The organism is Rhizobacter sp., assembly GCF_031412495.1.
Classification (GTDB): domain Bacteria; phylum Pseudomonadota; class Gammaproteobacteria; order Burkholderiales; family Burkholderiaceae_C; genus Schlegelella_A.
This window is the reverse complement of the sequence record NZ_JANODC010000220.1, coordinates 1-10,504: the sequence shown is the minus strand read 5'-3', so window position 1 is coordinate 10,504 and position 10,504 is coordinate 1. Positions and strand designations below refer to the sequence as shown.

11 protein-coding genes and 1 pseudogene are annotated in these 10,504 nt (G+C 70.5%); 5 read left to right on the top strand and 7 right to left on the bottom strand.

Features of this window, described 5'->3' with window-relative positions; translation table 11 throughout:
* Both AC30N0_RS08310 and eda read left to right on the top strand, forming a co-directional pair.
* Nucleotides 1–375, top strand: a pseudogene (locus AC30N0_RS08310) (phosphogluconate dehydratase); the annotation flags it as partial.
* Nucleotides 366–1,010, top strand: coding sequence for a bifunctional 4-hydroxy-2-oxoglutarate aldolase/2-dehydro-3-deoxy-phosphogluconate aldolase (eda, locus tag AC30N0_RS08305; RefSeq protein WP_489517455.1), 645 nt, complete (start codon nt 366–368; stop codon nt 1,008–1,010). The pseudogene AC30N0_RS08310 and the gene eda, both read left to right, overlap by 10 nt.
* Before the next feature lie 12 nt (nt 1,011–1,022).
* On the opposite strand, the gene gloA is transcribed toward eda, so the two are convergent.
* Complete coding sequence (gene gloA / locus AC30N0_RS08300; protein ID WP_489517454.1) at nt 1,023–1,409, bottom strand: lactoylglutathione lyase; 387 nt, start codon at nt 1,407–1,409, stop codon at nt 1,023–1,025.
* 100 nt (nt 1,410–1,509) lie between these two features.
* Here gloA and AC30N0_RS08295 point away from each other — a divergent pair, with 100 nt between their 5' ends.
* Both AC30N0_RS08295 and AC30N0_RS08290 read left to right on the top strand, forming a co-directional pair.
* A complete protein-coding gene (locus AC30N0_RS08295; protein ID WP_489517453.1) occupies nt 1,510–1,995 on the top strand; it encodes a MarR family winged helix-turn-helix transcriptional regulator in 486 nt (161 codons plus the stop codon).
* Nucleotides 1,988–3,259 (top strand): MFS transporter, encoded by a 1,272-nt coding sequence (locus AC30N0_RS08290; protein ID WP_489517452.1) that lies wholly within the window; start codon nt 1,988–1,990, stop codon nt 3,257–3,259. Before AC30N0_RS08295 ends, AC30N0_RS08290 begins: the two co-directional genes overlap by 8 nt.
* Nucleotides 3,260–3,265: 6 nt before the next feature.
* Here AC30N0_RS08290 and AC30N0_RS08285 read toward each other — a convergent pair whose 3' ends face one another.
* Nucleotides 3,266–4,045 carry an SDR family NAD(P)-dependent oxidoreductase gene (locus AC30N0_RS08285; protein ID WP_489517451.1) on the bottom strand — a complete coding sequence of 260 codons (780 nt, stop codon included), beginning with the start codon at nt 4,043–4,045 and terminating at the stop codon, nt 3,266–3,268.
* Complete coding sequence (locus AC30N0_RS08280) at nt 4,042–5,004, bottom strand: MBL fold metallo-hydrolase (protein ID WP_489517450.1); 963 nt, start codon at nt 5,002–5,004, stop codon at nt 4,042–4,044. Before AC30N0_RS08280 ends, AC30N0_RS08285 begins: the two co-directional genes overlap by 4 nt.
* A 95-nt stretch (nt 5,005–5,099) precedes the next feature.
* On the opposite strand from AC30N0_RS08280, the gene AC30N0_RS08275 reads away from it, so the two are divergent.
* A complete protein-coding gene (locus AC30N0_RS08275) occupies nt 5,100–5,447 on the top strand; it encodes a hypothetical protein (RefSeq protein WP_489517449.1) in 348 nt (115 codons plus the stop codon).
* A 22-nt stretch (nt 5,448–5,469) separates the two neighbouring features.
* Here AC30N0_RS08275 and AC30N0_RS08270 read toward each other — a convergent pair whose 3' ends face one another.
* From AC30N0_RS08270 to serC, 4 genes are all read right to left on the bottom strand, one after another.
* Nucleotides 5,470–8,355, bottom strand: coding sequence for an aconitate hydratase (locus AC30N0_RS08270; protein ID WP_489517448.1), 2,886 nt, complete (start codon nt 8,353–8,355; stop codon nt 5,470–5,472).
* Between the two features lie 35 nt (nt 8,356–8,390).
* A complete protein-coding gene (locus AC30N0_RS08265) occupies nt 8,391–8,813 on the bottom strand; it encodes a type II toxin-antitoxin system VapC family toxin (protein ID WP_489517447.1) in 423 nt (140 codons plus the stop codon).
* Between the two features lie 14 nt (nt 8,814–8,827).
* Nucleotides 8,828–9,073 carry an AbrB/MazE/SpoVT family DNA-binding domain-containing protein gene (locus AC30N0_RS08260; RefSeq protein ID WP_489517446.1) on the bottom strand — a complete coding sequence of 82 codons (246 nt, stop codon included), beginning with the start codon at nt 9,071–9,073 and terminating at the stop codon, nt 8,828–8,830.
* 71 nt (nt 9,074–9,144) lie between these two features.
* Nucleotides 9,145–10,227, bottom strand: coding sequence for a 3-phosphoserine/phosphohydroxythreonine transaminase (serC, locus tag AC30N0_RS08255; protein ID WP_489517445.1), 1,083 nt, complete (start codon nt 10,225–10,227; stop codon nt 9,145–9,147).
* Nucleotides 10,228–10,504 lie beyond the last annotated feature (277 nt).

The following is a 10,504-nucleotide window of genomic DNA, read 5'->3' as shown; positions in this document are numbered from 1 at the left end:
AACGGCATGCCCGAACTGCACAAGCTGACGCCGGCGCTCGGCGCGCTGCAGAAGAAGGGATTCCGCGTCGCCCTGCTCACCGACGGCCGCATGAGCGGTGCGTCGGGCCAGGTTCCGGCGGCCATCCACGTCAGCCCGGAGGCGCTCGCCGGCGGCCCGCTCGGCCGCATCCGCAGCGGCGACCTGATCCGCCTCGACGCCGTGGCCGGCACGCTCGACGCGATCGTCGACGCCGGGCCGTGGGCCGCCCGCGAGCTGCCCCGCCTGGGCGACGAGCAGGCGGCGAGCAACGGGCACGGCATGGGCCGCGAGCTGTTCGCCGCCATGCGCCGCAACGTCGGTTCGGCCGAGGAGGGGGCCTGCACATGGCTGTGACCACCGCGCTCGACCCGCTCGAGCTGGCCTCGCACGGCCCGGTCATTCCGGTGATCGTCATCGATCGCGCCGAGCTCGCCGTGCCGATGGCGCGGGCGCTGCTCGAAGGCGGCGTGCGGGTGCTCGAGATCACCCTGCGGACGCCGGCGGCGCTGGCGGCGATCGAGGCGATCGCGCGGGCGCTGCCCGAGGCCATCGTCGGCGCCGGCACCGTGCGCACGGCGGCCGACGCTCAGGCCGCGCGTGCGGCGGGGGCCCGGTTTGCGGTCAGCCCGGGCTGCACCCGGGCCGTTGTCGACGCCTGCCGCGGCGCCGGCCTGCCGCTGCTGCCCGGTGCAGCGACGGCCAGCGAGGTGATGCTGGCGGCCGAGATGGGCTTCTCGTTCCTCAAGTTCTTCCCGGCGTCGGCGGCCGGCGGCGCGCCGATGCTCAAGGCCTGGGCCAGCCCCTTCGCCGACATGGCGTTCTGCCCGACCGGCGGCATCACGGCGGCATCGGCGCCCAGCTACCTGACGCTGGCGAACGTCAAGGTGGTGGGCGGCTCGTGGCTGACGCCGGCCGATGCCCTCGGCAGCGGTGACTGGACCCGGATCACTCGCCTGGCCTGCGAAGCGACCGCGCTCCGGCCGGGCTAGGACCGGCGGCGCTCAGCTGTCGCGCTGGATCAGCTCGACCTTGTAGCCGTCCGGATCGGTGACGAAGGCGATCACCGTCGTCCCGCCCTTGACCGGACCGGGCTCGCGCGTGATGGCGCCGCCGCCGGCGCGGATCCGCTCGCAGGTGGCATAGACGTCCTCGACGCCGAGGGCGATGTGGCCGTAGGCGGTGCCGAGCTCGTATTCGGTGACGCCGTGGTTGTAGGTCAGCTCGAGCTCGGCCTGCTCCGGGTTGGCGCCATAGCCGACGAAGGCCAGCGAGTACTTCTGTTCCGGCCGCTCCGTGGTTCGCAGCAGGCGCATGCCCATCACGCGCGTGTAGAAGTCGATCGAGCGCTGCAGGTCGCCGACCCGGAGCATGGTGTGCAGGAATCTCATGGCGCGTCGAAGATGAAGCAGGTGATGAAGGCGTGAGCGTACAGCTTGCCGCAACGGCGCAAGATGGTTGTAGCTGCAATATTGCACCTACAATCATCCCATGCAGGGAAGCACCCGACCCCGTTCCGCCGCCCGCGCCCAGGCCGGCCCGCCGCGCGGCTGCACGAACCTTAAGCTGCGCCAGCTGACGCGCCGGGTCAGCCAGCACTACGACCAGATCGTCGGCACTTGCGGCCTGAAGACGACGCAGTACTCGCTGCTGTCCTTCGTCGAGCGGCTCGGGCCCATCCGGCCGGGCGAGCTGGCCGCGGCGATGGAGATGGAGGCCTCGACGCTGACCCGCAACCTGCAGCCGCTGGTCGCGCAGGGCTGGGTCGAGGTCGGTGCCGGCAGCGACGGCCGGTCGCGCGTCGTCACCGTCACGCCAGCCGGCAGCGCCAAGCGCGCCGAAGCGCAACGCGAGTGGAAGCGGGCCCAGCTGGCCTTGAACCGTCGCCTCGGCGAGGCCCGCGTCGCTGAGCTGCATGCGCTGCTCGACGACTGCCTGGCCGAGATGAGCCGTTCGTCGGAACCGGTCCATGGCTGAGGTCTCGCCGTCTTCGCGGGCTGCGCTGCGGCCGGCCGTCGGCTACGGGCTCGTCCTCCTCGCCGCCGGCGGCATCTTCGCCGTGACCATGGGGGCGCGCCAGTCGATGGGGCTGTTCCTCGGCGTCATCAACTCGAGCACCGGGCTGGGCCTGGCGAGCATCAGCCTCGCCTTCGGCGTCGGCCAGCTGTGGTGGGGCCTGACCCAGCCGGTCGCCGGCATCGTCGCCGACCGCTACGGTGTCGGCCGGACCCTGCTGTTCGGGCTGACGCTGGTCGCCATCGGCACGGCGCTCGTCCCGTACATGACGTCGACGCTCGGCCTGGTCTTCGCCATCGGCGTGCTCGCCGCCGGAGGCGCCGGCTTCGCCGGCCCCTCGGTGCTGCTGGCGGCGACGGCGCGCCTCACGGCGCCGGAGAAGGGCGGCATGGCCAGCGGCATCGTCAATGCCGGCGGTTCCTTCGGCCAGTTCGTCTTCGTGCCGATCGCCCAGGGCATCACCGCGGTCGCCGGCTGGGCCATCGCGGTGCAGAGCATGGCCGCGATCGTCCTCCTCGCCCTGCCGGCGGCCTGGGTCCTGCGCGGCAGCGCGCGCCAGGCGGCTGCTGCCGCGAGCGCCGCCTTGCCGGCCGGAGCGGCCGCGCCAGCGCGCCAGACGACGCGGCAGGCAATCGCCATGGCCATGCGCACGCCGAGCTACCTGCTGCTCTCGGCCGGCTTCTTCGTCTGCGGCTTCCACGTCGCCTTCATCGCCACCCACCTGCCCGGCATCGTCGCCGCCTGCCAGCTGCCGCCGTCGGTCGGCGCCTGGGCGCTGGCCATCGTCGGCCTCTTCAACATCGTCGGCAGCTTCGCCATGGGCTGGGCCGTCGGCCGATGGCGCATGAAGTCGCTGCTATCGCTGGTCTACGCGGCGCGGGCCGTGGCGGTGCTGCTCTTCCTGCTGGCGCCCAAGACCGAGGCCGTGGTGCTGGTCTTCGCCGCCTTCGTCGGCCTGACCTATCTCTCGACGGTGCCGCCGACCGCCGGCCTGGTCGCGAAGTTCTTCGGCACTTCGCACATGGCGACGCTGTTCGGCTTCGTCATGCTGTCGCACCAGATCGGCGGCTTCCTGGGTGCTTGGCTCGGTGGCAAGGCCTTCGAGTGGACCGGCAGCTACGACTGGATGTGGTACGCCGACATCGTGCTGGCGGTCGGCGCGGCGCTGATCCACCTGCCGATCCGCGAGGCGGGCCTGCCGAGGCCGGTGCCGGCGCCGGCCTGAGGGCGCTCAGACCGTGTAGTTCAAGGCGCGCCGGCCACCGTCGACGTAGACGATCTCGCCGGTCATGTAGGCCGCGGCCTCGCTGAGCAGGAAGGCGACGACGCCGGCGACTTCCTCGGGCTCGCCGAGCCGCTGCAGGGGGGTGCGGCTCATGATCCGCTTCTCCGCCTCGGCGCTGCCGAGCACGGCCTTGCGCGCCAGCTCGGTGGCGATCGTGCCGGGGCCGACGGCGTTGACGCGGATCCGGTGCGGCGCCAGGGCCAGCGACATGACGCGCGTCAGCTGGTCGATGCCGCCCTTGCTCGCGTTGTAGCTGGCGATGCTCGGAATGGCCATCGTGCCGTTGACCGAGCTCATGTTGACGACGGCGCCGCCGCCCGATGTCGCCATCGCCCGTGCCGCCGCCTGGCCCACCAGGAACGCGCCCTTCAGGTTGACGTCGAGCACCGCGTCCCAGTCGGCCTCGGTGATGTCAAGGAAGTCGGCGGCGCGAAAGATGCCTGCGTTGTTGACGAGGGCGTCGATGCGGCCGAAGGCGGCGAGCGTGCCCTGCAGGGCGGCGTCGACCTCGGCCTTGCGCGAGACATCGCAGGCGAAGGCGCGCGCGGTGCTGCCGTCGGCGGAAAGCGCGGTCGCCAGCGCCGTGGCCGCAACCATGTCGACGTCCCACAGCGCGACGCGCGCGTGGCTCGCCGCGAGGAGGCGGGCGCAGGCGGCGCCGATGCCGTTGGCGGCGCCGGTGACGATGGCGACGCGGCCGGAGAAATCGAAGCGGATGTCGTTCATGCGGTACTCCGGTCGAGCCAGATGGCGATGCCCTGGGCGTTCAGCTCGAGGTCGAGGGCGAGCAGCTCGCGGATGCGGGCCTCGGGCAGGGTGACGCCGTGCTCGCGCAGGCGCCGCAGGTGGATGGACCCGAGCCCCTCCATCAGCGCCGCGTGCCGGCCCGGCACCGCCGCCAGCGCCTTCGCGCAGGCGACCATCTCGTCGAGCTGCGCCAGCAGCAGCGCGGCCAGGCGCGGCACGTCGCCGACCCGGCCGTAGTGCGTGACGTAGACGTGCTGCGGACCGAAGGCCACGATGCGCTCGATCGATCGCCGCAGCGCCTCCGGCTGGAACTGGACCGGCGTCGTCGTCGGCATGATCCAGGGTCCGCGCGCCGTGTCGAAGTCGCGGTACGACAGGCCGAAGGTGTCGCCGGTGAAGACGCCGCCGCTCGCCTCGTCCCAGACGCAGTGGTGGTGCATGGCGTGGCCGGGCGTGTCGATGAAACGCAGGGGGCGGCCGGCGAGCTCGAGCGTGAAGCCGTCGCGCGTGCGCACGACGCGCTCAGCCGGCACCGGCACCAGCGTGCCGTACGAGCGCTCGATCTCCTGTTCGCCGTAGACCCGCGTCGCGCTGCGGATCAGATGGCTGGCATCGACGAGGTGGCGCGCCCCGCGCGGATGGACGACGAGGCGGGCGTTGGGCAGGTTCTGCAGGAGCAGGCCGGCGCCGCCGGCATGGTCGAGATGGACATGGGTCGCGATGACGTAGTCCACGTCGCCGGGGTCGAGGCCGAAGGCGGCGAGGGCGCCCAACAGGCGCGGCACCGAGGCGTTGGTGCCGGTGTCGACGAAGGCAGCGCGGCCGGCCTCGACGAGCAGGTAGGCGGCGTCGAAGAGCGGCCGGTGAAAGCCGGTGTCGATGACCGCGACGCCGTTCGCAAGGGGCTGGACGAAGTCCGGGAAGGCGGGTTCGGACATGTCCGGTCGATTCTAGAGAGCGCGTCGCGAACGCGGGTTCGGCAACGCGTCCAGAATGGGTGGCCGCCTTGCACGCACGGCCCCATGGAGACTTGATGCCCGCTGCCCAGTCAACCCTCAGCCTTCGCGTGGCCACGCTCTGGCTGGTCGCTGCCGCCGCAGCGACCGCCGGGTGCGCCGGCGGGGTCGCGCCGGGGCGGGGCCCGATGGAGGCCGATTTCGTCGCCCTGCAGCCGGGCATGACGCGCGAGCAGGTGCTTTCGCGCGTCGGACCGCCGAACTGGATCTTCGGCGTCCGCCAGGAGAACCTGGCGATCTGGAACTACCGCCACGACCGGTCTTCGTGCCTGATCTACCAGGTCAGCGTCCGTCCCGACGGAACGGTGCGCGACGTCGGCACCAGCCCCGACCCGGCCTGCGACGGCCCGCGCGGCCGCGACTGAGCCGGCAATCGGGCGCCGCCGCTCAGGCGGCGAGCAGCTGGCGCAGCACGAACGGCAGGATGCCGCCGTGCCGGTAGTAGTCGACCTCGATCGGCGTGTCGATGCGCAGGGTGAGCGTCGCGGTGCGGGTCGTGCCGTCGGCCTCGTGGATGAGAAGCGTCGCGTCCTGCTGCGGACGCAGGTCCTTGCCGATCTCGAGATCGAAGGTCTCGTCGCCCTCGATGTGCAGCGACTCGAAGGAATCGCCCGGCTTGAACTGCAGCGGCAGGACACCCATGCCGACCAGGTTGGAACGGTGGATGCGCTCGAAGCTCTTGGCCACGACGGCCTTGATGCCGAGCAGCTGCGTCCCCTTGGCGGCCCAGTCGCGGCTCGAGCCGGTGCCGTACTCCTCGCCGCCGAAGACGATCGTCGGCGTGCCCTCGGCCATGTACTTCATGGCCGCGTCGTAGATGAACATCTTTTCCCCGCCCGGCTGGAACAGGGTGAGGCCGCCTTCCTCGCGCGAGCCGTCCGGCCCCGGCGGGAGCATCAGGTTCTTGATGCGGACGTTCGCGAAGGTGCCGCGCACCATCACGTCATGGTTGCCGCGGCGCGAGCCGTAGGAGTTGAAGTCGGCCTTGACGACGCCGTTCTCCTTCAGCCAGATGCCGGCCGGCGACGATTCCTTGATCGCCCCCGCCGGCGAGATGTGGTCGGTCGTGATCGAGTCGCCGAACAGGGCCATCGCGCGGGCGCCGCGAAAGCCGATCTCGCTCGCCTTCGGCTGCATCGTGAAGCCGTCGAAGAAGGGCGGCTCGGCGATGTAGGTCGACTTCGGCCAGTTGTAGACCTGCCCGCTCACGCCCCTGATCTTTTCCCACAGCAGGCCCGGCTCGCTGGCGACCTTGTCGTAGTTGGCCTTGTAGGCCTTGCCGTTCATCGCGTGCTTCATCAGCGCGTCGATCTCGTCGCTCGTGGGCCAGATGTCGCCGAGGTAGACGTCGCGGCCGCCGTGGCCCTGACCGACCGGCTCGGTCATCAGGTCGCGCAGCACCGTCCCGGCAATGGCGTAGGCCACGACGAGCGGCGGGCTGGCCAGGAAGTTGGCCTTCAGGTTCGGATGGATGCGCGCCTCGAAGTTGCGGTTGCCGGACAGCACGGCGGCGCAGACGAGGTCGTTCTTCGAGATCGTCTCGTTGATCTCGGGCGTCAGGTCGCCGGCGTTGCCGATGCAGGTCGTGCAGCCGTAGGCGGCCAGGTTGAAGCCGAGCTTCTCCAGGGCCGGCATCAGGCCGCTCTTGGTCAGGTACTCGGTGACGATGCGCGAGCCGGGGGCGAGCGAGGTCTTGATGTGCGGCTGCACCGTCAGGCCGGCCGCGACCGCTTTCTTGGCGAGCAGCCCGGCAGCGATCATGACGCTCGGGTTCGAGGTGTTCGTGCACGAGGTGATGGCGGCGATGAGCACGTCGCCGTTGCCGATCGTGATGTCGCCCCGGATCGTTTGCTCGGGCACCGCCCGGTGCAGGGCTGCGGCCAGCGTCGGCCGGTTCTCGGACATCTCGCGAACGAAGCGCGGCGCGCCCGGCGGCACGGCGGGATCGCGCGGCGCACGCGTGGCTGCGTCGTCGACCTGCGTCGCTGCCTCCGTGTCTGCCGCCCGCACCTGATGCCGCGGCAGCAGATGCGCCTTCGGCTGGTTGAAGCCGCTCTCGGAGGGCGGCGCGCTGAAGAGGGCGGTGAACTGCTCCTTGACGCGGCCGATCTCGATCCGGTCCTGGGGCCGCTTCGGCCCCGCCAGGCTGGGGGTGACGGTGCCGAGGTCGAGCGTCACGATCTGGCTGTAGTCGATCTGGCCGGCGCGCGGCGCGCCATAGATGCCCTGGGCCTTGAAGTAGGCCTGGAAGGCTTCGATCTCCGCCTTCGTGCGGCCCGTGCCCTCGAAGTACTCGATGGTCCGGTCGTCGACCGGGAAGAAGCCCATCGTCGCGCCGTACTCGGGCGCCATGTTGGCGAGGGTGGCGCGGTTCGACGCGCCGAGGTTGTCGATGCCTTCGCCGAAGAACTCGACGAACTTGCCGACCACCTTTTCGCGGCGCAGGATCTCCGTGACCGAGAGGACCAGGTCGGTCGCCGTCACGCCTTCGCGCAGGCGCCCCTTGAACTCGAAGCCGACGACGTCGGGCGTCAGGAAGTAGACAGGCTGGCCGAGCATGGCGGCCTCGGCCTCGATGCCGCCGACGCCCCACCCGACCACGCCGATGCCGTTGATCATCGTCGTGTGGCTGTCGGTGCCGACGAGCGAATCCGGGTAGTAGACCGTCGGCTGGCCTTTCGCGGCGGCCTGCTTGTGCACGCCGCGGGCGAGGTACTCGAGGTTGACCTGGTGGACGATGCCGAAGCCCGGCGGAACGACGCCGAAGGTGTCGAAGGCCTGCATGCCCCACTTCATGAACTGGTAGCGCTCGAGGTTGCGCTTGAACTCGAGCTTCATGTTCAGGTCGAGCGCGTCCTTGGTCCCGAAGTAGTCGATCATCACCGAGTGATCGACGACCAGGTCGACCGGCACCAGCGGCTCGATCGACTTCGGGTCCTTGCCCATCTCCCTGGCGACGCTGCGCATCGCGGCGAGGTCGGCGAGCAGCGGAACGCCGGTGAAGTCCTGCAGGATGACGCGGGCGACGACGAAGGGGATCTCGTCGAGCCGCGGTGCCTTCGCCTTCCAGTTGGCCAGCTCGACGACATGTTCCGGCGTCACCTTCTTGCCGTCGCAGTTGCGCAGCACCGACTCGAGCACGATGCGCATCGACACCGGCATGCGCGATACGTTCGGGTAGGCCTTGGCGAGCTCGGGCAGCGAGTAGAAGCTCCCCTCCTTTCCGGAAGCGGTCTTGAAGGTGCGGAGCGTGTTGGCGAAAGCGTGCGGCATGGTGGACCTTGTGGGAGATGGCGGGGGCGGGGTAATCAGACCGCCGTCGGAACGATGATCTTCAGCCCCTTAAAGTAGTCGCGAAAGAACCCGGCGTCACGGGTGATGAGCGCATTGCACTGCAGCAAGGCATGCGCACCGATCAGGAAATCCGGGACCGTGCGCGGCGATGCCGGCGCGCGGCCGTCTGCCTTCAGGCGCTGCTTGTAGCGACGTTGCATCTCGCCGGCTCGTACGGCGGCACGCGCATCGGTCGGCGAATAGCGGATGCCCGCTTCCTCGAGCACGTCGAAGAGCTCCCCGCCGAAGCCGAGGCCGGCCACGATCTCGCTGACCACGACGTCGCAGACCACGACCGGGCCCGTCGCCAGCGCCTGGCGCAGGCTCGACTCGGAGGCGTCGGCGCCGGCATCGCCGCCTAGGAGATCGATGAGCACCGACGTGTCGATCGCGATCATGGCCGCGAGGGCGCTCAGGGATCGACGGGGTCGCCTGGCGCGCGCCCGCGGAGCTCCCGCATCACGTCATCGGTCGTGGTCCCGGCGGGCAGCTTGAAGCGGCCGCGCAGCCGGGAGATGGCGTCGTCGACGTTCTTGCGCAGGATGATCCGGCTACCGTCCAGCTCGACCTTCAGCTGCGTCCCCTTGGTGAGGCCGAGCGCATCGCGCACCGCCTTCGGCAAGGTGATCTGCCCGCGCTCGGCGACCGTCGCTTCCATCGCGTCCTCCCGCTGAAGTATGCATCTATTGTACATACTTAAGAACGCATACTCATGCATCCCGGCACGCCTCAACCATGCTTCAGCGCGAAGCCCGTCATGTAGGCGACCAGCGCACGGACGCCGTCGACCGGCATCGCGTTGTAGATCGAGGCGCGCATCCCGCCGACGATGCGGTGCCCCTTCAGCTGCACCAGGCCGGCCTCCCGGGCGCCGTCGAGGAAGGCCGCGTCCAGGCGCGGGTCGGGCAGGTGGAAGGGCACGTTCATGGCCGAGCGGTCGGCCGGAGCAATTCCGTTCCGGTAGAAGCCGCTGCCGTCGATGCAGTCGTAGAGGAGCCGAGCCTTCGTGTCGTTCGCCTCGGCGATGGCCGGCAGGCCGCCCTGTGCATCCAGCCAGCGGAAGACGAGCCCGGCCAGGTAGATGGCGTAGGTCGGCGGCGTGTTGATCATCGAGTTGTTGGCCGCCTGGATCGTGTAGTCGAAGGCCGAAGGTGTCGTCGGCAGGGCGCCGCCGAGCAGGCGCTCGTCGACGATCACGAGCGTCAGCCCGGCCGGCCCGATGTTCTTCTGCGCGCCGGCGTAGATCAGGCCGTATCGGGACACGTCGATGGGCCGGGACAGGATGTTCGACGACATGTCCGCCACCAGCGGCACGTCGCCGGTCTCCGGAACCCAGTGGTACTCGAGACCGCCGATGGTCTCGTTGGCGCAGATGTGGACGTAGGCGGCGTCCGGCTCCAGGCGCCACTCGTGCTGCGGCGGGATCGAGGTGAAGCCGTTCGGCTCCGAACTGGCGGCGACGTTGACGCGGCAGAAGTGGGCGGCCTCGGCCATCGACCGCTTCGCCCATTCGCCGGTGTGCACGTAGTCGGCGCTCGTCCTGCCGCGCAGCAGGTTCATCGGAACGATGGCGTTCTGACCGATCGCGCCGCCTTGCAGGAACAGGACCTTGTAGGTGTCCGGGATGGCGAGCAGCCGGCGCAGCAGCACTTCCGCCTCGGCCTGGATCGCCATGAACACCTTGCCGCGGTGGCTCATCTCCATCACCGACATGCCGGTGCCGTGCCAGTCGAGCATCTCCTCGGCCGCCTGGCGCAGCACCGGTTCCGGGAGGACGGCGGGACCGGGGCTGAAGTTGAAGGGGCGGGTCATGGGGCAGGGCGGGTTGTCGAGCGGCGATTATCGGCATCGCCGGTTCGCCCAATGGGCAACGGGCCCGGTGCGCGCGTTGCGTCGACTTCCCCAGGGGGGCGGCGGCGAGGCGCTCGCAGGCGCCCTCGCCGCGGCGGCAAGCCGCCTACTGCTTCGGGGCGGCGCTCTCGGCGCCGGCGCTGGCGCTGGCCGGGGCAGCCTGGCTCGTACCGGCCGCCGCGGCTGTGCTGGCCGCGCCGCCGCTGGCCGCTGCCGACTCTGCCGCCGCCTTGGCCGC

What these genes read in the sequence shown, in the direction of transcription:
- eda (WP_489517455.1), top strand. Translation starts at nt 366, where the DNA reads ATGGCTGTGACCACCGCGCTCGACCCGCTCGAGCTGGCCTCGCACGGC.
- gloA (WP_489517454.1), bottom strand. Translation starts at nt 1,409, where the DNA reads ATGAGATTCCTGCACACCATGCTCCGGGTCGGCGACCTGCAGCGCTCG.
- AC30N0_RS08295 (WP_489517453.1), top strand. Translation starts at nt 1,510, where the DNA reads ATGCAGGGAAGCACCCGACCCCGTTCCGCCGCCCGCGCCCAGGCCGGC.
- AC30N0_RS08290 (WP_489517452.1), top strand. Translation starts at nt 1,988, where the DNA reads ATGGCTGAGGTCTCGCCGTCTTCGCGGGCTGCGCTGCGGCCGGCCGTC.
- AC30N0_RS08285 (WP_489517451.1), bottom strand. Translation starts at nt 4,045, where the DNA reads ATGAACGACATCCGCTTCGATTTCTCCGGCCGCGTCGCCATCGTCACC.
- AC30N0_RS08280 (WP_489517450.1), bottom strand. Translation starts at nt 5,004, where the DNA reads ATGTCCGAACCCGCCTTCCCGGACTTCGTCCAGCCCCTTGCGAACGGC.
- AC30N0_RS08275 (WP_489517449.1), top strand. Translation starts at nt 5,100, where the DNA reads ATGCCCGCTGCCCAGTCAACCCTCAGCCTTCGCGTGGCCACGCTCTGG.
- AC30N0_RS08270 (WP_489517448.1), bottom strand. Translation starts at nt 8,355, where the DNA reads ATGCCGCACGCTTTCGCCAACACGCTCCGCACCTTCAAGACCGCTTCC.
- AC30N0_RS08265 (WP_489517447.1), bottom strand. Translation starts at nt 8,813, where the DNA reads ATGATCGCGATCGACACGTCGGTGCTCATCGATCTCCTAGGCGGCGAT.
- AC30N0_RS08260 (WP_489517446.1), bottom strand. Translation starts at nt 9,073, where the DNA reads ATGGAAGCGACGGTCGCCGAGCGCGGGCAGATCACCTTGCCGAAGGCG.
- serC (WP_489517445.1), bottom strand. Translation starts at nt 10,227, where the DNA reads ATGACCCGCCCCTTCAACTTCAGCCCCGGTCCCGCCGTCCTCCCGGAA.